At 65.2% G+C, this 19,911-nt stretch carries 18 protein-coding genes, 1 tRNA gene and 1 pseudogene; 16 read left to right on the top strand and 4 right to left on the bottom strand.

Translation table 11 applies throughout. From position 1 onward, the window contains the following. Positions 1-16: 16 nt before the first annotated feature. Positions 17-277, bottom strand: a pseudogene (locus K343_RS0117775) (transposase); the annotation flags it as partial. 90 nt (positions 278-367) lie between these two features. On the opposite strand from K343_RS0117775, the gene K343_RS25350 reads away from it, so the two are divergent. The 13 genes from K343_RS25350 (at position 368) to K343_RS0117825 (ending at position 14,140) form a co-directional block, all read left to right on the top strand. Then, positions 368-625 (top strand): energy transducer TonB, encoded by a 258-nt coding sequence (locus K343_RS25350; protein WP_366514399.1) that lies wholly within the window; start codon positions 368-370, stop codon positions 623-625. An 846-nt stretch (positions 626-1,471) separates the two neighbouring features. Next, a complete protein-coding gene (locus tag K343_RS24700; protein WP_161628921.1) occupies positions 1,472-5,635 on the top strand; it encodes an RHS repeat-associated core domain-containing protein in 4,164 nt (1,387 codons plus the stop codon). Positions 5,636-5,637: 2 nt separating this feature from the next. After that, positions 5,638-6,018, top strand: a complete 381-nt coding sequence (locus K343_RS24705) for a hypothetical protein (RefSeq protein WP_154662646.1) — start codon at positions 5,638-5,640, stop codon at positions 6,016-6,018. Positions 6,019-6,260: 242 nt separating this feature from the next. Continuing rightward, a tRNA-Gly gene (locus K343_RS0117780) sits at positions 6,261-6,334 on the top strand. Positions 6,335-6,393: 59 nt separating this feature from the next. Next, complete coding sequence (locus tag K343_RS0117785; protein WP_028009213.1) at positions 6,394-6,963, top strand: HdeD family acid-resistance protein; 570 nt, start codon at positions 6,394-6,396, stop codon at positions 6,961-6,963. Between the two features lie 82 nt (positions 6,964-7,045). Beyond that, positions 7,046-7,831, top strand: a complete 786-nt coding sequence (locus tag K343_RS0117790) for a thiazole synthase (RefSeq protein ID WP_020651226.1) — start codon at positions 7,046-7,048, stop codon at positions 7,829-7,831. Between the two features lie 6 nt (positions 7,832-7,837). Next, on the top strand, positions 7,838-8,428 hold the full coding sequence (locus tag K343_RS0117795; RefSeq protein ID WP_028009214.1) for an FMN-binding negative transcriptional regulator: 591 nt from the start codon (positions 7,838-7,840) through the stop codon (positions 8,426-8,428). Continuing rightward, positions 8,421-9,143 (top strand): tRNA (guanosine(46)-N7)-methyltransferase TrmB, encoded by a 723-nt coding sequence (gene trmB, locus K343_RS0117800; RefSeq protein ID WP_028009215.1) that lies wholly within the window; start codon positions 8,421-8,423, stop codon positions 9,141-9,143. Before K343_RS0117795 ends, trmB begins: the two co-directional genes overlap by 8 nt. Positions 9,144-9,429: 286 nt before the next feature. Further along, positions 9,430-10,314, top strand: a complete 885-nt coding sequence (locus K343_RS0117805) for a phosphoribulokinase (protein ID WP_028009216.1) — start codon at positions 9,430-9,432, stop codon at positions 10,312-10,314. A 75-nt stretch (positions 10,315-10,389) separates the two neighbouring features. Continuing rightward, positions 10,390-11,424, top strand: a complete 1,035-nt coding sequence (locus K343_RS0117810) for an NADP(H)-dependent aldo-keto reductase (protein ID WP_028009217.1) — start codon at positions 10,390-10,392, stop codon at positions 11,422-11,424. Positions 11,425-11,558: 134 nt separating this feature from the next. Next, a complete protein-coding gene (locus K343_RS0117815; RefSeq protein ID WP_028009218.1) occupies positions 11,559-11,858 on the top strand; it encodes a DUF6763 family protein in 300 nt (99 codons plus the stop codon). 28 nt (positions 11,859-11,886) lie between these two features. Continuing rightward, a complete protein-coding gene (locus K343_RS0117820) occupies positions 11,887-12,522 on the top strand; it encodes a GNAT family N-acetyltransferase (protein WP_028009219.1) in 636 nt (211 codons plus the stop codon). A 298-nt stretch (positions 12,523-12,820) separates the two neighbouring features. Next, positions 12,821-14,140, top strand: a complete 1,320-nt coding sequence (locus tag K343_RS0117825; RefSeq protein WP_051278695.1) for an AmpG family muropeptide MFS transporter — start codon at positions 12,821-12,823, stop codon at positions 14,138-14,140. 27 nt (positions 14,141-14,167) lie between these two features. On the opposite strand, the gene K343_RS0117830 is transcribed toward K343_RS0117825, so the two are convergent. Next, a complete protein-coding gene (locus K343_RS0117830) occupies positions 14,168-14,956 on the bottom strand; it encodes an exodeoxyribonuclease III (RefSeq protein ID WP_028009221.1) in 789 nt (262 codons plus the stop codon). A gap of 94 nt (positions 14,957-15,050) precedes the next feature. On the opposite strand from K343_RS0117830, the gene pyrE reads away from it, so the two are divergent. Then, positions 15,051-15,719, top strand: coding sequence for an orotate phosphoribosyltransferase (gene pyrE, locus K343_RS0117835; protein ID WP_028009222.1), 669 nt, complete (start codon positions 15,051-15,053; stop codon positions 15,717-15,719). Positions 15,720-15,726: 7 nt separating this feature from the next. Here pyrE and K343_RS0117840 read toward each other — a convergent pair whose 3' ends face one another. Both K343_RS0117840 and K343_RS0117845 read right to left on the bottom strand, forming a co-directional pair. Further along, complete coding sequence (locus K343_RS0117840) at positions 15,727-16,368, bottom strand: response regulator (RefSeq protein WP_028009223.1); 642 nt, start codon at positions 16,366-16,368, stop codon at positions 15,727-15,729. A gap of 47 nt (positions 16,369-16,415) precedes the next feature. Then, complete coding sequence (locus tag K343_RS0117845; RefSeq protein WP_028009224.1) at positions 16,416-18,605, bottom strand: sensor histidine kinase; 2,190 nt, start codon at positions 18,603-18,605, stop codon at positions 16,416-16,418. A gap of 141 nt (positions 18,606-18,746) precedes the next feature. Here K343_RS0117845 and K343_RS0117850 point away from each other — a divergent pair, with 141 nt between their 5' ends. Beyond that, on the top strand, positions 18,747-19,403 hold the full coding sequence (locus K343_RS0117850) for a hypothetical protein (RefSeq protein WP_154662648.1): 657 nt from the start codon (positions 18,747-18,749) through the stop codon (positions 19,401-19,403). Positions 19,404-19,646: 243 nt separating this feature from the next. Further along, positions 19,647-19,911 (top strand): transposase (locus K343_RS24240; protein WP_154662649.1); only part of this gene is annotated, 265 nt, incomplete at its 3' end.

The following is a 19,911-nucleotide window of genomic DNA, read 5'->3' on the forward strand; positions in this document are numbered from 1 at the left end:
TGAGATGGCCTCACCATTTTTTTGACATCGCCTCCTTCAGCAGATCGGCACTGAGTTGCGCGTCGGCATACATCTTCTTCAGGCGCCGATTTTCGTCCTGAAGCTCCTTGAGCTGGGACATCAGCGACGCATCCATCCCGCCGAACTTGCTGCGCCACTTGTAGAACGTCGCCGAGCTGATGCCGTGCTCGCGGCACAACTCCGGCACGGGCGTGCCGGCTTCCGCCTGCTTCAGGACTGCAATGATCTGGCTGTCGGTGAATCGAGACTTCTTCATGGAACCTCCTCGGGGAAAGATTACGAGAAAATTCCACTTCTGACGTCAGCTATTCGGCGGGGGGATTACCGGCCATTGCCAGTGTTGAAGGTGGAAGGTGATTGCCGACCACCGGAATACCCTGCCGTGTCGAAGATCTTGGGTGAAGTGGGCACGGTGACGGTTCAGATACAGGTCAATACGGAAGGCCGTGTCGTAAGCAGCAAAATCCAATCATCGAGTGGTCATGTTCGACTCGATGAGGCGGTAAGAAGCGGTCTGGGGAAGTGTCGCTTCGTTCCGATTAAGGATGGACAGGGGAACGCAACGACTGCATGGGGTATGGCGAGCTACACGTTCGCTAAATGAATCGGTGTGGTGTGTACATCACGCAGTGATACTGCGTGATGGATTCCGGTCGTGTACGACCGGAATCTGGTTTTTGAAGCATGGGGCTAAGTGATTCGGTGGGGATATGTAAGGACGCCCTTCGTGTCACTTGGCCCCAAGCGAACGTCAACGCGTAGCGTTTGTTTGAATCGACAAATATCCTCTGTCCCGTGTGCATGACCGGGACAGGTGAGCCTTCAAGGTCTAGCAACAACTCGCATTGACCTGTCCCGATTCGTTCTGCACGGACCCCGGATGATGGATAGTTAGACCTGTTCCACCGTCACACACACATTCCAGTGGACTCCATCAAAGGGCAATAGGCGAGCTAGCGAGAAGTCGGTCACAAAAAAAGCCCAAGAGTAGGCCGTTCTTCATGCAAATTTAGCTTGCTGTAGGGCTGTTGCTAGGGGCAGCATGGCGGTCAGTGTGGCCTGGGTTCGGGTTCACATCGGGCCTGCAACATACATTTAAGCAAGGTCTGCAAAGCCGAAATCCGTCATCGCTCCTACACAAACGGAGTCTTGGATCGCCGCGGACGCTGCGTGGCCTTTTCGATGACGGAGTTATTCAGGGGTTTCTCAAGACTATCGGATCGGGATGTGCGGAAAGATGGGGGCACTAGTACTGAGCATGATTAATACATTCGCGAGGTGTCGAACGGCCTTTTCGACTGATTCCAAGGCTGTCGAGTCGAATAGAGAGACAACGGAGAAGAAGCCGATAAACGCTACGTTCGCAATAGTTGCCGCCCTGGGAGGCGTTCTGCTATTGCCATTCTCTCCGATGTCTTATGGGCAAGAAGACGACATAGCGGAAGTGGTCGTGACGGGAAGCAAGCGGCCTGGTGTGATTTACTTCAGGTTTCCGGAGCGTAGAGGCCCGAATTCCAAGCAGGGAGGATTGGTGCGGGAGGGGCGTCCTATATTTGAAAAGCCGGAGGCTGATGAGGAGCGAGAATCTGCACCAGGCAACTGTGAAGGGGGTAGTGCCCCCGCTACCGGCAGGCCTGTTGTTATCTCCTCGGGCGAAAAAATTCAGAATGAAGAAGATTTTTCCATGCCCGGCGAGGAGGGCTTGAGCGTCAGGAGAGTGTATGCAGGAAAATGGCCTGGGCATGGAATGTTTGGGTCTGGATGGATTTCGACGTTTGATCGAAAACTCGCGTTCACGTTCATCCGCGCAGGCGAGACTTCCGAGACCTATTGCTATCCCGCTCCGGATTTCAGTACGGGCTGCGACGGCTTGTCTTCGGGGCAACTGGTCGCCGTACACCTCAACGATGAGCGCGGGGGCCAGTACACCTTCAGAAATACCAATCCCGCCGCCCCTAATAGATTCTTTGATGGAAAAGATGATCCGGCCAGTTGGATTGATCGACAGCCGGACGGGACTTGGCGATTATTCTACGAAGATGGTCGGGTTGATAATTTTTCCGCGACTGGGCTATGGACGTCCTACAGGAACAGTCATGGTGTGGGTTGGAACCTTTCTTATAACGGTCAAAAGCTATCGACGGTTACCCATACTTCGGGACGGAGTATTACATTCCAATGGACAGCTAGTGGTTTGAAACCTCGCGTCCTAGGCGTCACGGATTCGGCGGGAAGTACGTATGTCTACGCATACTCGTCCGTATCTCTTCTACAGAGTGTCACGTATCCGGGGACGCCTGCAGAAACCCGCTCGTATGATTATGTACAAGACAAGCTGGCGGGGATAAAGATAAATGGGGTTCAATATACTTCGTACTCGTATCATCCGAATTGGAAGGTGCACGAAAGCGGAATGGCTGATGGGTCCGAGAAGCTGACATTCTCTTACGGCCTTATCCAGACGCCTAACGGTGATCTGGAGACTACTACTATCAATAACGTCTCCGGTGCTTCCACGCAGTACACTTTCGAAAAAACAAATGGCGGAAACAACCGTCTGATCAATGTGACGCGATCGGGCGTTACCGGTTGCCCGAATGTTTCCTCCAGCATTGAATACGATGCTGCCGGGTACGTGCAGTCGGAAACCGATTGGAACGGAAATGTTACTCACTATACATACAATGCCAAAGGGCAACTCGAAAAGCTGATTGAAGGTGAAAATGCGACCTTCCCTAATCAGGAACGGATTACAACCTATGAATGGGATCCGCTCGTTCCGGGAAGAGTTCTGAAGATTCGGAAGTATGGCGCCAGCTTATCCTTGCCGATAAGCGAGCTACAGTATGAATATTGGTCGCAAGGGTCTTCTGCAAACCGCTTGAAATCGATATCGGTCTACAACCGGTCGCCATTCGGAGTCGCTAATCAGGTACAAAAATCTCAATATAGCTATACCTTTCACGCAAATGGAATGGTCGCTTCCATGACGGTGGATGGTCCGCAGGCAGGCTCTGCCGACATTACGGTCAATACTTATAACTCGACGGGCGATTTGATATCGGAGTCCGATGCCTACGGAAACACGATTCAGTACGGAAATTATAATGCGATTGGGCTGCCGCAGCTGATTACCGGCCCCAATGGCCATGCCATAACGCTTAGTTATGATGCGCGTGGCCGCCTCTCCGCAATACAGATGTTGCTCGACGGCCAGACGGTAACGAAGACCTATCGATATGACGTCTTGGGGAATGTCGCTGAAGTCCAGGAAAATGGTAGTACACTGGAATTGAAAAGTTATAGCGCCGTGGGACGATTAGTTTCGCGGCGGCCGGATGCTTCGTCAAAGTATTGGACAGCGTATTCCTATTCCGGGAATGGAGACTTGTACTCGAGTTCGGTTTGGGAGTCGGTGCGCGTTTTGACTGAAAGCGGAATCCAGTGGGATGACCAAATTCGTCTCCAAAGAAACTACTTCAGAGATGAACTGGGCCGGCTTACGCGAGAGGAGGGCGTGAATTATCAGCAGACGAAATACGCCTACGACAAGAATGGCAATATTGCCACTATGTCGAGAGCCGCCGGCATTTCGGGCGGGTATCGGGATACGGTTTACGGATATAACAGTCACGACCAGCTTTCCGAGATTGTCGATCCTCTCAATGGCGTCGCAGCTCCAACGCGGTATTCATATGATGCTGCAGGCAATGTGGAGTCCGTGACGGACCCTAAGGGCTTGGTAACACGCTACAAGTACGACGGTCTCGGAAATCTGGTGGAGCTGAATTCCCCTGATACTGGAATCACGACGTACCAGTACGACGCTGCGGGGCAACTGGTGCTGATGACGCGCTCGAATGGCAGCGCAGTCTCGTATCAGTACGACTTGATTGGCCGCCCACTTCTGGTTCAGACGACTTCGGTGCAGGGCAGCGAGACTATCTCGTATACATACGATACGTGTACCAACGGACATGGCCTGCTGTGTGGCGTCACGGACAGTAGTGGCGCAAAGATGTATACGTATACGCCGACCGGCCGCTTGGCCAGCCAGGCGCAGACGATCGCTGGAACCGTGTTTGCAACGGCTTGGACATACGACTACAGGGATCGCATCAAGGCCGTCATATACCCCGGCGGCAATCAGGTGCTGTACGAATATAACCTTCATGATCAGGTCACAGCTGTCCGGAGTGTCATAGGGGGCAATTCTTCCAATGTGCTGACCAGTGTCCGGTATGTGCCGTACGGGCCGAGAACGGCGGCCACTTACGGGAACGGGATCAGCTGGAGCAGCGCCTATGACCAAGACTATCGCCGTACGGGCATAAGCGCCGGGACCGTGCAGAGCCTTGGCTATACGTACAACGTTCTGGACGAAATAACGAAAATTGCGAACGGGACGACGTCGAGCCTGACGCAGAATTTCTCGTATGACGCCTTGTCCCGCCTTGCCGCCGTGACCTCCTCGTCCGGGAACCAGGGCTGGACGTTCGATGGGAATGGCAATCGCCTGACGCACGCATGGAATAGCGCGACCGATACCTACCAGCCAGCCGCGACCAGTAATCGTCTTCCGACGATCACCGGCACGCGTACCAAGAGCTTTACGCATGATCTGCTGGGCAACATCACCTCGAAGACCGGCTACAACGGCAACTTCAGTTACACGTACGACAGTCTGGGTCGCCTGAAGACGAGCTCGACCGGTAGCAACACGACGACATACACGTACAACGCCTTCAACCAGCGCACCCGCAAGCAAGGCCCGTACGGCAACTACAGCTACGTGTACGCTCCTGACGGAAGTCTGCTGGGCGAGACGAGCAACAACGGCACGACGCTGACGACGCAGTACATCTGGCTGAACGGCGAACCGATCGGCGTGATCAAAAACGGCACGCTGTACTACGTGCACAACGATCATCTCGGTAGGCCGGAAGTTGTGACCAATGCGTCAAAGGCTATCGTCTGGCGGGCTAGCAATTTCGCTTACGACCGCACGGTGACGACGAACACGCTGGATACAGTCAATGGGTTCAACCTCGGATTTCCGGGGCAGTACTGGGATACGGAATCTGCGCTCTGGTACAACTGGAACCGGTATTACGACGCTTCGACTGGCAGATATTTGCAGAGCGATCCAATTGGGCAAAAAGGGGGCATTAACACTTACATCTACACGAGCGCCAACCCTATCTCTAATATTGACCCGTTAGGATTGGCGGACTGTAGCACGTACGCGGATCGCTACCTTGATTTTGTGACTGATCATATGGTCAATGTTGGACCTGCTGCGGTGGCGCTAGCAGGCGGACTTTGGCCGAAATCCTTATCTCCAGCGACTGGTTTTCGTGGACCGCTTCTTGGGTCTAATAATCCGCTAACCAGTGTTCCGCGTGGCTTCGGTGTTCCCGGTTCCGGTTCAGCGCTCATGCGAAGCTCGGCCGCAGTTATCGGAGTTGCGACAGTCGGCATTGGGTTCTACAACATCGGAATTCTGGCAAACGGGTTGTATCAAGCTCGGTCGGATGATTCGCAGGGCAACTCAGGGCAGGATGGTTCCGGACAAAATGGGGCAGGATCGAACTGCGGCTGCGGGGGTAACTAGCCATGGACGTTGGAGCTAGTTTTCTCGGCGGCGTTGTCGCGGTGGCCGCCGCAGCTTATTTCGCAGGCCGCCATCATTCACGGCAAAAATGGATGCGCGGCCGCGAACCAATGGCGGCAGATCAGATTTTGCGAGGTCTACCTGAAGGCGTTAGTCAAGATGAAGCCTCAGAAGTGCTTCAAGTCGTAGGAAAGTGCTTTGGCATTCGGCCTGAAATCCTGAGACTCGAAGACTCGATTTCAGCCTTGCAGGCGATGGATTCCTGGGCACTTGGCAAAGGCCAAGAAGATCTTGAGGCGTGGCTTCGGAGTCGGGGCGTCAAGAGTCTGCGAACCAAAGGCAACACCATCCGTGACTTGATCCTTTCGACGACCAAGGGATAGTTAAAAGATCCTCGCCCGAATCAGTTAGGGAAAGTTTGAATAACCCCTGATTCAGGCCCCCGTTGCTGCAATCACGGCCAGCCATGAGGAGCATGATGCCCGTGGACGGTAATCCCCGCCGAATAGCTGACGTCAGCCGACGTCCCCCCAGTAGCAGGTGGCTTTGGAATCCGGGGTTAATTAACGTACGGCATCCGTTTTTGACGTTCCGCCCCACGCCTGCTCTACAATGCCAGCCCTGCGCGGGTGTAGTTCAATGGTAGAACTTCGGCTTCCCAAGCCGATAGCGTGGGTTCGATTCCCATCACCCGCTCCACTTTTCATCTTGTCGCCGTTTCCCCCGCTCGCTGGCGAGCGCCGCCCGGAGAAGCCCGGATGAAAGTCGTTACCCCGGTTCCGCCGTCCCTGTTCCAGGCCTTTGCCGGCAACTGGGGGGCGTTTCTGCTGCGCGGCATCGCCGCGATCCTGTTCGGCGTGCTGGCCTGGGGCTGGCCGGCACTGACGCTGACGGCGCTGGTGCTGTTGTACGCGGTCTACGCGCTGGCCGACGGCATCCTCAGCATCGTCGTCGGCGTGCGCGGGCGCGACGGGCCGTACGCGCTGCTCGGCCTGCTGAGTCTGGCCGCCGGTATCGTCGTGCTCCTGCTGCCCGGCCTGACGGCGCTGCTGCTGGTCTATCTGATCGCCGGCTGGGCGCTGATCATCGGCGTGCTCGAGATCATCACCGCGATCCGCCTGCGCCGTCAGATCGACGGCGAGTGGCTGATGGCGCTGGCCGGCCTGCTGTGGCTGCTGTTCGCCGGCTATCTGATCGCGTTCCCGGGCGCCGGGGCGGTTTCGCTGGTCTGGTTGATCGGCACCTGGGCGATCGTGCTCGGCCTGCTGCAGATCGCGCTGGCGCTGCGCCTGCGTCGCTGGTCGCGGGGCGGGCCGACGCCGGCCTGAGCGGCCGGCGGGCGATATACTGCGCGCCCCCGAAACCGTGGCGCCCGCGCTCCGGCGCGCGCGCCCAGCGCAAGAATCCGAGATGGCCGCAGAAGATCTCCTCCATATCGCCGGGCGCGCGTACGCGTCGCGCCTGCTCGTCGGCACCGGCAAGTACAAGGACCACGACGAAACCCGCCGCGCGATCGTCGCCAGCGGCGCGCAGATCGTCACCGTCGCCGTGCGGCGCGTGAACATCGGCCAGAACGCCGGTGAGCCGAACCTGCTCGACGTGCTGCCGCCGGACCAGTTCACGATCCTGCCGAACACCGCCGGCTGCTATACGGCCAAGGACGCGGTGCACACCTGCCGGCTCGCGCGCGAGCTGCTCGACGGCCACAAGCTGGTCAAGCTCGAAGTGCTCGGCGACCAGAAGACGCTGTACCCGGACGTCACCGCGACGCTGGAAGCGGCCGAGGTGCTGATCAAGGACGGCTTCGAGGTGATGGTCTACACCAGCGACGACCCGATCCTCTGCAAGCGCCTCGAAGAAATGGGCTGCGTCGCGGTGATGCCGCTGGCGGCGCCGATCGGCTCCGGCCTCGGCATCCAGAACAAGTACAACCTGCTGACGATCATCGAGAACGCCAAGGTGCCGATCATCGTCGATGCCGGCGTCGGCACCGCCAGCGACGCCGCGATCGCGATGGAGCTTGGCTGCGACGGCGTGCTGATGAACACGGCGATCGCCGAGGCGAAGAACCCGGTGCTGATGGCGAGCGCGATGAAGAAGGCGATCGAGGCCGGCCGCGAGGCGCGCCTCGCCGGGCGCATGCCGCGCCGCCGCTACGCGAGCGCCTCGTCGCCGCTCGAAGGTCTGCCGTTCTAGCGGCCGATGTCGCTCTACACGCCGGGCCATTTCGAAGGCCGCGACCGCGCTGCCGCGCTGCGCCTGATCGCCGCGCATCCGTTCGCGACGCTGGTGACGACGGTCGCCGGCGACGAGCCGCAGATCACGCACCTGCCGCTGCTGCAGCAGGGCGACGCGCTGCACGGCCACATGGCGCGCGCCAATCCGCACTGGCAGGCGTTTGCGCACGGCCGCACGGTGGCGATCTTCCACGGCCCGCACGCCTACGTGTCGCCGCGCTGGTACGAGACGCCGGCGCAGCACGTGCCGACCTGGAACTACGCCGTCGTGCACGTCGCCGGACGTCCGCAGCTCGTCGAGGGCATGGCGGCGCTCGACTCGCTGCGCGCGTTGAGCGCGCATTTCGACCCGGACTTCGACGCCGATCCGCAGCGGGTCGAACGGCTTGCCGCGGCGATCGTCGCGTTCCGCCTGCCGCTCGAACGGCTCGATGCCAAATTCAAGATGAACCAGAACCGCACGGCGGCCGACCGTGCCGGCGTGATCGCGGCGCTCGCCGCGCAGCCGGCCGCGGCCGATCGCGCGGTCGCCGAATGGATGCGCACGCATGAGTGATACCGAAGCAGCGCAGGCCGCGGGCGCGGCGGACGGGGCGACGCATCGCCGCGAGATCCGCTCGTTCGTGCGCCGCGAAGGCCGCATGACCGATGCGCAGAAGCGCGCGATGGACGAGCTGTGGCCGCTCTACGGCGTCAGCGCGCCGGCTTCGACGCTCGATCCGGTCGCGCTGTTCGGTCGCGATGCGCCGCGCATTTTCGAGATCGGCTTCGGCATGGGCGACTATCTGCACAGCCGCGTGGTCGCCGAGCCCCAGCATGATTTCTTCGGCGTCGAAGTGCACCGGCCGGGCGTTGGCCGGCTGATGAATCGGGCGCACGCGGCCGGCGCGCGCAACCTGCGCGTGGCGAGCGATGATGCCGTCGTGGTGCTGCGCGACTGGCTGCCGGACGCCTCGCTCGACGAGATCGTCGTCCAGTTCCCGGACCCTTGGCACAAGGCGCGCCACAACAAGCGCCGCCTCGTGCAGCCGGGGTTCGCGAAGCTGGCCGTCGCCAAGCTCAAGCCCGGCGGTCTGCTGTCGCTGGCGACCGACTGGCAGCCGTACGCCGAGCACATGCTCGAAGTGCTGAACGCCGAGCCCGGCCTGCGCAACCTGTCGGCGGACCGTCGCTACGTGCCGCGTCCGGCGACGCGCCTGAAGACCAAGTTCGAGGCGCGCGGCGAGCGTCTCGGCCACGCCGTCTTCGATCTCGCCTACCGCCGCGTCTAGGGAAGGTCTGAGTCACGCCGTCATCGCGGGGCCGCGCAGCGGCCGTGGCGATCCGGAGGTGCCGTCAGCGTCGCGCGCCGCCGGATGGCTTGGTCGCCTGCGGCGCTTCGTCATGACGAGGCATGCACTTTTTCAGACCCGCCCCGGCGGCGAGGATCTTCCGCGGCGCCGCGGATTTCGTTCGCGCGGCGCCGGATTGTGCTATTGATCGCCCGCTGCCGATCCCGGAACGTCCGGGACGAGCCGGCGCAAAACCCTGGATCACCGGATCGATAAACCTTCGTTCATGTCGGCCAAGCATCCCATCGTCGGTATCACCGGTGCGAGCGGCGCGGGCACCAGCACCGCCGTGAAGGCCTTCATGCGCCTGTTCGAGGAGCTGGGCCTGAAAGGCGCGCTGGTCGAAGGCGACGCCTTTCACGCCTACGATCGCCAGCAGCTGCGCCGCACGCTGGAGCGCGCGCGCATTCGCGCCGAGAACTTCTCGCTGTTCGCACCGGGCGCGAACCTGCTCGAACGCCTCGAAGGCTTGCTGCGCGAGTACGGCGAGCACGGCACCGGCATGATCCGCCACTACCTGCATCGCGACGAGGAAGCCGCTGCGGCGCGCCAGGCGCCGGGCACCTTCACGCCGTGGGAGCGGCTGCCGGCCGGCACCGATCTGCTGTTCTACGAGGGGCTGCACGGCGCCTACGTCGGCGACGAGGTCAACATCGCCGCGCACATGGATCTGCTGATCGGCGTGACGCCGGTCATCAACCTGGAATGGATCCAGAAACTCAAGCGCGACACCGACGAGCGCGGCTACCACCCGGAAGAAGTGACGCGCACGATCCTGCGCCGCATGCCGGACTACGTGAACTACATCGTCCCGCAGTTCTCGCGCACCGACGTCAACTTCCAGCGCGTGCCGCTCGTCGACACCAGCAATCCGTTCGCGTTGCGCGAGATACCGCTGTCCGAGGAGAGCCTCGTCGTCATCCACTTCAACGAGCACTCGCGCGTGCATGCCGACTTCGAACTGCTGCTGCGCGAGGTGCCCGGCGCGTTCCGCTCGCACGCGCAGACGCTGGTCGTGCCGGGGCCGCAGCAGGAGCACGCGATGGAGCTGATCTTCAAGCCGGCGGTCCGGCGCCTGATCGAAGCACGCGATCTCGCCCGCGCCGCCTGAGCGTGCGCCGGCGCCGCGCCGGCGCGTTTGCGTACACTGCGCGCGAACTTCCACCGCCGCGCGCCGCTCATGAACCTGCCGCATCGCCGCCTCGGATGCACCGAGCTGTCCGTCAGTCCGATCTGTCTCGGCACCATGACCTGGGGCGAGCAGAACAGCGAAGCGGAAGCGCACGCGCAGATCGAGATGGCGCTCGATGCCGGCGTCAACTTCCTCGACACCGCCGAGATGTATCCGGTCGCGCCGCGCGCCGAGACCTACGGCCGCACCGAGGAAATCATCGGCAGCTGGCTGCGCAGGAGCGGCCGTCGCCACGACATCGTGCTGGCCAGCAAGGTCATCGGGCCCGGCGCGTTTCCGTACGTGCGCGGCGGTCCGAAGCTCGACCGCGCGTCGGTGATCGCCGCCTGCGAGGCCTCGCTGCGGCGCCTGCAGACCGAAGTCATCGACCTCTACCAGGTGCACTGGCCGCAGCGGCCGACGAACTACTTCGGCCGCCTCGGCTACGACGCCGACGGCAGCGACGGCGGTGTGCCGATCGCCGAGACGCTGGACGCGCTCGCCGCGCTGCAGCGGCAGGGCAAGATCCGCCACATCGGCGTCTCCAACGAAACGCCGTGGGGCGTCGCCGAATACCTGCGCCTGCATCGCGAGGAAGGCCTGCCGCGCATCGCCAGCATCCAGAATCCGTACAGCCTGCTGAACCGCAGCTTCGAGGTCGGCCTCGCCGAGTTCGCGCAGCGCGAGAACGTCGGCCTGCTCGCGTACTCGCCGCTGGCGATGGGCGTGCTGTCCGGCAAGTATCTCGGCGGCGCGAAGCCGGCCGGCTCGCGCATGGCGCTGTTCACGCGCTTCACGCGCTACGCCGGCGCGCAGGCGGAGGCGCCGACGCGCGCCTACGTCGAGCTGGCGCGCGAGCATGGTCTCGATCCGGCACAGATGGCGCTCGCCTTCGTGCACGCGCGGCCGTTCGTGACGGCGACGATCATCGGCGCGACCACGCCGGAGCAGCTGCGCCGCAATCTCGACAGCGCCGCGCTGGCGCTATCGCCGAAGCTGCTGCGCGCGCTGGAGGCGCTGCACCAGCAGTATCCGCTGCCCTGCCCCTAGCGCCGGTTCGCCGCGTTCCGCGAATCCGCTTGCTTTCAGGCGCTTGCGCCGCGCCCCCGGCGCAATGGCTTGCCGCTCCCGGCGCCGCGGCGTAGAAAGGACGGGCACCGCGTGCGCGGCGCAGGAGGTGGATCATGGCGGAATGGCTGGGTGATCTGACGGCAGGCCAGTGGTTCGAGGCCGACGGCGAACCCTTCGAAGTCATCGGCATTGATGCGCAGGCCGAGCTGGTGCTGGTCCAGCACTACGACGGCACGCTCGAGGATTACGACTTCGAGACCTGGATGGCGCTGGCCGCGCGACCCTGCGCGCCACCCGAGGATTATTCGGGGGCGCTCGACATCGAGCGCGACGACTACGGCGAGCGCGACGGGATCGGCGCCGGGCGCCCGGCACACTGGGACAACCCGCTCGACCTGTTGCGCGACGACTGAGCGCGCACCGCGCGCCGAGGAGATCGCGATGTTCGATGCCTGGCGTACGCCGCAGCTGTCCGGGGCGTTCAAGTACGTGCTCGACGACGGCCTGCCGATCCTGGTGCGGCCGATCCGTCCGGACGACGCGGCGCGCCTGCGCGAGGGCTTCGCGCGGCTGTCGCGGCTGGCACGCCGGCGCCGCTTCCCGAACGGCGATCCGGACCGGCTCAGCGACGAGCAGATCGCGCGCCTGGTGCAGATCGACCAGATCAATCACGCCGCCTGGGGTGCGATCAATCTCGACAAGCCCGAGGAGCCGGGCATCGGCATCGCGCGCTACGTGCGCCTCAACGGCGATCCGCGCGCCGCCGACGTCGCGATCACGATCGCCGACGACTACCAGGGCCGCGGTGCCGGCTTCGTGCTGCAGGCCTGTCTGCACCTGACGGCCTGGCAGAACGGCATCCGCACCTTCTACTACGACGTGGCCTCCGACCACGACCGCATCGTCCGCCACCTCAAGCTGCTCGGCGCCACGCACGCCGGGCGCGCCGACAACATCGACCGGCTCGAACTGCCGGTCTATCACCGCGCGCGCGACGTGCCCGATCACAATGACATCGGCCGGCGCTTCGCCGAGGTCTTCGTGCGCCTGCAGCACAGCGAGGCGCTCGCCGCCTGAGGCGCGGCGCCGGACGCGGACCTGAGCGCGCGCCTCCGCAGCGCGCGGCAGCGCGCCGCTCCGGATTGGGGGCGCTTCCGACTCGCCGCGCTCACCGCGGCGATGACGTGCGGCGTGCCGCTTCATCGGCGCTTCATGGACGCATCGTTGCCATTGCGCCGCAGCGCCGCTCGGTCCGAGCGCGGGCGCCACCCGGATCGTGCCGCGCCCGGCCGGTGGCGCGCGTCCGGCGACGCCGGACAGCGGCACGCGCCGCGCGCCTGCGCTACGCTGTGCGCGCCCCGTTCCCGGATCATCCATGACGAGTTTCGTGACCGCGCTGCGCGCGCGGCTGCCGGTTTCCGTGCAACCGTATTTCGAGTCGGCGCCGCTGGCAGCGCTGCTGCTCGGCGTCTCGTCGGGTTTTCCGTACGCGATGCTCGGCGCGACGCTGAGCACGCGGCTCAAGCAGGACGGCATCAGCAAGGCCAGCATCACGGCGTTCTCGCTGGCCTTTCTCGTCTACAACCTCAAGTTCCTGTGGGCGCCGGCGATCGACCGCGTGCGCCTGCCGCTGCTCGGCCGCTACGGCCAGCGCCGTGCCTGGCTGTGGCTGTCGGCGCTGTTCGTCGCCGCCGCGGTGACGGGGCTGGGCCTCGCCGATCCGGTCGCGGATCTCGGCGGCGTCGTGCTCGCGGCGGTGCTGCTCGGCGTCGCCGGCGCGACCTTCGACATCGTCATCGACGCCTACCGCATCGAGCTTTTGCAGCCGCACCAGCTCGGCGTCGGCTCCGGCATGTCGCAGTACGGCTGGCGCATCGGCTCGGCGACCGCCGGCGGACTCGCGCTGATCGTCGCCGCGCCGCTCGGCTGGAGCGCGGCCTACGTGCTGTGCGCGGGCTTCGTGCTGCCGGCGGTGCTGGTCGCGCTGCTGATGGGCGAGCCGGCACGGCATCGCGCGCCGGCGCCGAGCAAGGGCTGGGCCGAGCTGTTCGGTGCCGTCGTCAGTCCGCTCGCCGAGTTCTTCCGCCGCAACGGCGCCTGGCTGGTGCTGCTGTTCATCCTGCTGCACAAGATCGGCGACACGCTCGCCAATCTGACCGTGCGCCTGCTGCTCGACGATCTCGGCTTCAGCAACGAGGAGATCGCCACCTACGACGTCGGCTTCGGCTTCTTCGCATACCTGATCGGCATCTTCATCGGCGGCGTGCTGTACGCGCGGCTCGGCATGAAGCGCTCGGTGATGGTCAGCCTGATCCTGATGGCGGTGTCGAACCTGTCGTTCGCGGCGCTCGCGCAGATCGGCCACAGCAACGAATTCCTGGCCTTCACGATCGGCTTCGAGAACATCGCCAGCGGCATCGGCGGCGTGGTCGTCGTCGCCTACCTGTCGGCGCTGTGCAATCTCAGCTTCACGGCGACGCAGTTTGCGCTGCTGTCGGCGGCGGCCTCGGTGGTCGGCCGCTTCCTCACCGGCACCACGGCCGGGCGTCTGATCGAGTGGTTCGGCTACGTCGACTTCTACCTGCTGACGACGCTCGCCGCGCTGCCGGGCGTGCTGCTCTACGCCTGGCTGTGGCGGGCGGGGCTGGTCGAGCAGTCGATCGCCGAGAACGACGTGCGCGCCGACGCCGGCTGAACGCCGGCCGGCGGCGGCGGCGTGCGCCTACAGCGCGTAGTCGATCGTCAGCGGCGCGTGATCGGAGAAGCGCGTGTCCTTCCAGACCGAGGTCGCGCGGATCTTGTCGCGCAGATTCGGTGTGACGATCTGGTAGTCGATGCGCCAGCCGACGTTCTTGGCCCAGGCCTGGCCGCGGTTGCTCCACCAGGTGTAAGCCTCGCCCTCGGTCGCCGGATGCAGCTGGCGATAGGCGTCGACCCAGCCCAGGCCCGGCGCCTCGGTGCCGAGCAGCTGGTCCATCCACGCGCGCTCGTGCGGCAGGAAGCCGGAATTCTTCTGGTTGCCGCGCCAGTTCTTGAGGTCGATGTTCTTGTGCGCGATGTTCCAGTCGCCGACCACGATGTACTGGCGTCCCGACGCCAGCCAGTCGCGCAGGACCGGCAGGAAGAACGCGAGGAAGCGGTCCTTGCTCGCCTGCCGCTCGGGGCCGGACGAGCCGGACGGCACGTACAGCGAGACGACCGACAGCGCGCCGTAGCGCAGTTCGAGATAGCGGCCCTCGTCGTCGAACTCGGCGACGCCCAGCTTGTCGAGCACGTGGTCCGGTTCGCGCCGCGAGAAGATGCCGACGCCGGCATAACCTTTCTTCTGCGCGTGATTGAAATGCGCGTGCCAGCCGGCCGGCGAGAACGTGACGTCGCCCTCCAGGTCGCTCAGCTGCGCCTTGATTTCCTGCAGGCACAGGAAGTCGGCGTTCTGTTGCGGCAGCCAGTCGAACAGGCCCTTGCGAGCGGCGGAGCGGATGCCATTGGCATTGAGCGAGATCACACGCACGGCAGGTCCTCGAAGGGGGCGGAAGGCTGGGGCTGGGCAGGGGAAGCCCGTATCATACCGGCCCTTCGTTTCCGCTCCCGTGTCCGCCATGACGATGCCCGCCTACCAGACCGAGTTCCTGCGCCTCGCGCTCGAGCACGAAGTGCTCAAGTTCGGCACCTTCACGCTGAAGTCCGGCCGCCAGTCGCCGTACTTCTTCAATCTCGGCAAGATTTCCTCCGGCGCGGCGATGCGTGCGCTCGGGCAGGCGTACGCGCAGGCGCTCGTCGCCTCGGGACTCGGCTACGACATGCTGTTCGGACCCGCCTACAAGGGCATTCCGCTGGTCACCGCCGTCGCCTGCGCGCTGGCTGATCCCGATGCGCCCGGCGGCGCGCGCGACGTGCCGTACGCCTACAACCGCAAGGAAGCCAAGGACCACGGCGAGGGCGGCACGCTGGTCGGCGCGCCGCCGGCGGGCCGCGTCGTCATCGTCGACGACGTGCTGACCGCCGGCACCGCGCTGCGCGAGGCGGTGCGCCTGCTCAAGAGCGCCGGGGCGCAGCCGACCGCCGCGGTGATCGCGCTCGATCGCCAGGAAAAGGGCCCGAGCGGTCTGTCCGCGGTGCAGGAAATGGAGCGCGACTCGGGGATTCGCGTCGTGTCGCTGGTCAACGTGCAGACGATGCTGGCCTACCTGTCGGCCGGCGCCGCCGCGCAGGTGCCGGCCGGCACGCTCGACGCGATCCGCGCCTACCAGGCGCAGTACGGCGTCGGCGCCTGAGCGCCGCTCAGAACGCGTTCTTGACGAGGCCGAGGCGCGTCGCTTCGAGCGCCGCCTCGGCGCGGCTCGAGATGTTGAGCTTGCGGTAGATCGCCTTGACGAAGCCGGCGGCGGTGTTGCGCGTCACGCCGAGCTGTTCGGCGACTTCAGCCAGACGCAGGCCCTTGGCGATCAGCGTCAGCGTCTCGCGCTCGCGCGCGGTCAGCTTCTGCTCCTCCGGCGCCGTGCCGTTGGGTGCGAACATGCCGAGCAGGCGTCGCGCGATCGCCGGCGACAGCGGCGGTTCGCCGCCGTCGATCGCCTGCAGCGCGGCGACCAGGCGCTCGACCGGCTGGTCCTTCAGCAGGTAGCCCTGCGCCCCGGCCCGCAGCGCCGGGAACAGATGGCGGTCGTCGCCGTAGATCGTGGTGACGATGCACTGACAGCCCGGATGGCGCGCGCTGATTTCGGCGATCAGGTCGATGCCGGAGCCGTCCGGCAGGTCGAGGTCGACGAGCGCGATGTCGGTCGGCGTGCGCGCCAGCGCGAGCCGCGCCTCGGCCATCGTCTCGGCGTGCTCGATGGCCATGCCGGGAAAAGCGTCGCGCAGCGCGCGCCGCAGCCAGTCCGCTGTGGACGCGAGATCTTCGATGACCAAGCCGCGCTGCATGCCCGCTGTCCTTTGCGTGTGCTGCCCTGTTCGTTCCGCGTGCAGTTTCATGCAAGGCTCCGCGCCGGGTCAGCCCCGGATGGGGGGGATGTGTCGAGCGGCACGCGCAGACGCAGTACGACGCGGCCCGCTTCGCCGTGAATATGCAGCTCGCCGCCGAGTTTCTGCGTGCGGCTGCGCATGCTGCGCAAGCCGTTGCCGCTGCGCCACTGCTGCGGCGGCCGGCAGCTGCCGTCGTTGGTGATGCTCAGCAGCAGCTGGCCGTGCTCGCTCGACAGGCGTACCTCGATGAGGGTCGGATGCGCGTGGCGCAGCGCGTTGCTGATGGCTTCGCGCAGCACGCGCGCCAGATGCAGCTGGTGCGCGGCGTCGAGGCGCCAGTCCGGCAGCGGCTGGACTTCGTCCCAGATCACGCGTACGCCGGCCGCTTCGCAGCGCTCGTGAAGCTCGGCGCGCCACTCAGCGAGCGCCTCGGCGAGCGGCTGCGGCTCGGCGCCGAGGCCGTGCACGATCAGGCGCAGGCTCGCCAGCGTTTCGCGGATCGCCTGCGCCTGCTCGCCGTCGGCACGGTGCAGCAGCGTCAGCAGGCGTGCGCCGACGTCGTCGTGCAGATCGGCGGCGACGCGCGTGCGCTCGCGCTCGACGCTGGCCTCGACCGCATCCTGGTAGGCGACGATGCGTTCGAGCACCGCGCGCACCGCCGCCGCGAGACGCGCGTCCTGACGGTTGAACAGGCGGTTGCCGTGGTCGGCCCAGTGCACTTCCCAGCCCGGCCAGCGGCCGATGCCGGGCACGCGCAGCACGGTGCCGTCGGCGACGATGCGCACTTTGCCGAGCGCCTTTTCTTCGAGCGGTACCAGTTGCAGCGGCGCGAACAGCCGGCGCAGCGATTCGGGCAGCAGGCGTTCGGCGGCCAGCGGCGAGTCGGCGATGATCTCGCGCAGCAGCGCCGGCACGTCGCGCATGCGGCGCAGGCCGAAGCGCTGCAGCACCCGCGTGGCCAGCCATTGCCGCAGCGGAAAGTACAGCCAGCCGGCGATCGCCAGTGCCATCGCCAGCGCCGCCGGCTGGCTCATGTCGAGCAGCGAGACGAACAGCAGGTCGAAGATCACCACCGCGGCGCCGCCGCCGACCAGCGCCACCGCGCGGAACCACCAGGTTTCCAGCTCGAACAGGCGGTAGCGGGCGATGCCGAGCGCGAGGCCGAGCGAGACCAGCCACATCAGGCCGAAGCCGTAGGCCTGCAGCTCGCCGGTATCGATGCCGGCCAGAGCCGGAATCAGCACCACGAGCATGTAGGCACTGCTGCCGAGGAACCACGACAGCAGGAACCATTGCAGCGCGGCGCGGCGCAGCGGATCGCCGCGCGCGCCGCGCCACTGCACGATCGCCAGCGCCGCCGCCAGCAGCACGCTGAGCAGGATCGCGCCCTGCACGCCGCGATTGGCGAACGGCAGCAGGTGCAGCGCTTCGATGAGCCAGAGGCCGACGTAGCCGAGCACCAGCAGCGCGCTCCAGCGTGGCGTGCCGAGGCTGCGAGGATAGTGGAACAGCACGGCGGCGAAGGCACCGGCGCAGAGCAGTGCGCCGCCCTGGTTGAGCTGCGAGAGCCAGCCGAACAGCGTCGCCGGCAGGGCCAGCTCGCGCGTGCTGTAGACCGCGGCGCTGCCGGCCATCAGCAGCGTGCCGAAGCCGGTAATCAGCAGGTACACGGAGGCCGGCTGCTCGCGGCGAAAGGCCCAGATCGCGGCGCCGACCATCCAGCAGGCGGCGGCGGCGAAGGCCTGCAGCCAGAACGTGAACGGCAGATCGCGGAGCGGCCGGTGCGCATCCGGCTGCAGCGTCACGCTGCGCCCGTCGGCGAGCAGCAGGCGCAGCTGCGGCCCGGCCTGCAGCGTCGCCAGTCGCTGCTGGCGGCCCATGAAGGCGGCGAAACTCGCGTAATCGGCATAGGCGATGTCCGGCTCCGCCGCCAGATCGTCGCCGCGCAGCGCGACGCGGCCGGCCTCGCCGTCGAGCGCGACGAGCACGTCGCCGCGCCGCAGCAGCTCGGCGGCCGGGCCTTTGGCGGCCAGCACGCGCGGCGCCGCGTCGGGGTGCTCGGCGGCGAGCTTGACGCCGAGGTAGGGCTGGCTGCTGGCCAGCGTCAGGCACAGCGCCGTCGCCAGGGTGGCGATCGCGAGCGCGATCCAGAGGACGCGTGACGGTGGCAGCGGCGAACGACGCAGGGCGGACATGCCGCGACTTTACTGTGAAATCGCCGGCCCGCCGATCGCCGCGCACCGTCCGTCCCCGATGGCGGGCAGGTCGTCGCCGGCGGCCGGGTCGGTGCGGCCGATGCCGCATAATCGGCGCCGGGGTTCGAGACGGAACGGGCGATGCGAAGTTTGTCGAAGCGGGGACTGGCCGTGGTTCTGGGCGCGGCGCTGTCGGCCGGCGCCGTGGCCGCGCCGCCGGCGGCGCAGAACCATCGCGTGCAGTGCTGGACCGACGAGCGCGGCCAGCGCGCCTGCGGCGATTCGGTGCCGCCGCAGTACGTCGGCCAGGAGCGCCAGGTGTTCGACGAACAGGGCCGCGTGCGCGAGGTCAAGCCGCGCGAGAAGACCGACGCCGAATACGCCGTCGAGGCGCAGGCGGCGCGCGAGCGCGAAGAGGCCGCGCGCCGCGCGCAGAAGCAGCGCGACTACGACCGCTTCCTGCTCGGGACCTACAACAGCGAGAAGGACATCGAGCGCGCGCGCGACGAGCGCATCGCCATGCTCGACGGCCGCCAGCGGGTTGCCGCGCGCACAATCGCCGACAACGAGAAGGCCGTCGCCCAGCAGCAGGCGCGCATTGACGGTCTGCTCAAGGCCGGCAAGACGCCGGGGCCGGGTCTGACGCAGAAACTCGAAGACCTGAAGCGCACGCTGGACGCCAACCGCCAGGCGTACGCCGAGTTCGACACCGAGAAGCGCGAAGTCGCCGAGAAGTACGGTGCCGATCTGGCCCGATACCGCGAGCTGCGCACGCCGCAGGCCGCGCCGAAGCCGTAGCCCTATGGCCTGTTCACGCGAATCGCGTCGCTGTGGCCGAGACCGTTTTGCCGCAGCGCAAGGAACGAGGGCGGACCGCTTCCCGGGCATCCACCCAAGTGCGCGGCGCGCGCCTTCCCCATGGACGGGAACCCAAGGCCGGGCGGCGCCACAACGACGCTCTTGGCGTTAACAGGCCCTAGGGCCTGTCATCAATTGATTAAATCAGCGAAGCTTGTTGCTTCTTGGCACCGCTGATCATCGATGACTCGCCGCTACGGACTACGAGACGATCAATGGGCTCGCATCGAGCCTCTGCTTCCGGGCCGTGTGGGCCATGTCGGGGTGACCGCCAAGGACAACCGGCGGTTTGTTGAAGCGGTGCTGTATCGGTATCGCGCCGGGATTCCTTGGCGCGATCTTCCCGAACGCTTTGGTGACTTCCGCGTGATCCACCTGCGGCACACGCGCTGGAGTCGATCCGGTGTCTGGCAGCGGGTATTCGAAGCCTTGTCCGCTGATGCGGACA

The sequence above is a fragment of the Solimonas flava DSM 18980 genome (assembly GCF_000426685.1).
GTDB classification, from domain to species: Bacteria; Pseudomonadota; Gammaproteobacteria; order Nevskiales; family Nevskiaceae; genus Solimonas; species Solimonas flava.

Excerpts from the sequence above, each read along its gene's own strand:
- K343_RS24705 (WP_154662646.1), top strand. The coding sequence starts at position 5,638 with ATGGACGTTGGAGCTAGTTTTCTCGGCGGCGTTGTCGCGGTGGCCGCC.
- K343_RS0117785 (WP_028009213.1), top strand. The coding sequence starts at position 6,394 with ATGAAAGTCGTTACCCCGGTTCCGCCGTCCCTGTTCCAGGCCTTTGCC.
- K343_RS0117790 (WP_020651226.1), top strand. The coding sequence starts at position 7,046 with ATGGCCGCAGAAGATCTCCTCCATATCGCCGGGCGCGCGTACGCGTCG.
- K343_RS0117795 (WP_028009214.1), top strand. The coding sequence starts at position 7,838 with ATGTCGCTCTACACGCCGGGCCATTTCGAAGGCCGCGACCGCGCTGCC.
- trmB (WP_028009215.1), top strand. The coding sequence starts at position 8,421 with ATGAGTGATACCGAAGCAGCGCAGGCCGCGGGCGCGGCGGACGGGGCG.
- K343_RS0117805 (WP_028009216.1), top strand. The coding sequence starts at position 9,430 with ATGTCGGCCAAGCATCCCATCGTCGGTATCACCGGTGCGAGCGGCGCG.
- K343_RS0117815 (WP_028009218.1), top strand. The coding sequence starts at position 11,559 with ATGGCGGAATGGCTGGGTGATCTGACGGCAGGCCAGTGGTTCGAGGCC.
- K343_RS0117820 (WP_028009219.1), top strand. The coding sequence starts at position 11,887 with ATGTTCGATGCCTGGCGTACGCCGCAGCTGTCCGGGGCGTTCAAGTAC.
- K343_RS0117825 (WP_051278695.1), top strand. The coding sequence starts at position 12,821 with ATGACGAGTTTCGTGACCGCGCTGCGCGCGCGGCTGCCGGTTTCCGTG.
- pyrE (WP_028009222.1), top strand. The coding sequence starts at position 15,051 with ATGCCCGCCTACCAGACCGAGTTCCTGCGCCTCGCGCTCGAGCACGAA.
- K343_RS0117840 (WP_028009223.1), bottom strand. The coding sequence starts at position 16,368 with ATGCAGCGCGGCTTGGTCATCGAAGATCTCGCGTCCACAGCGGACTGG.
- K343_RS0117845 (WP_028009224.1), bottom strand. The coding sequence starts at position 18,605 with ATGTCCGCCCTGCGTCGTTCGCCGCTGCCACCGTCACGCGTCCTCTGG.
- K343_RS0117850 (WP_154662648.1), top strand. The coding sequence starts at position 18,747 with ATGCGAAGTTTGTCGAAGCGGGGACTGGCCGTGGTTCTGGGCGCGGCG.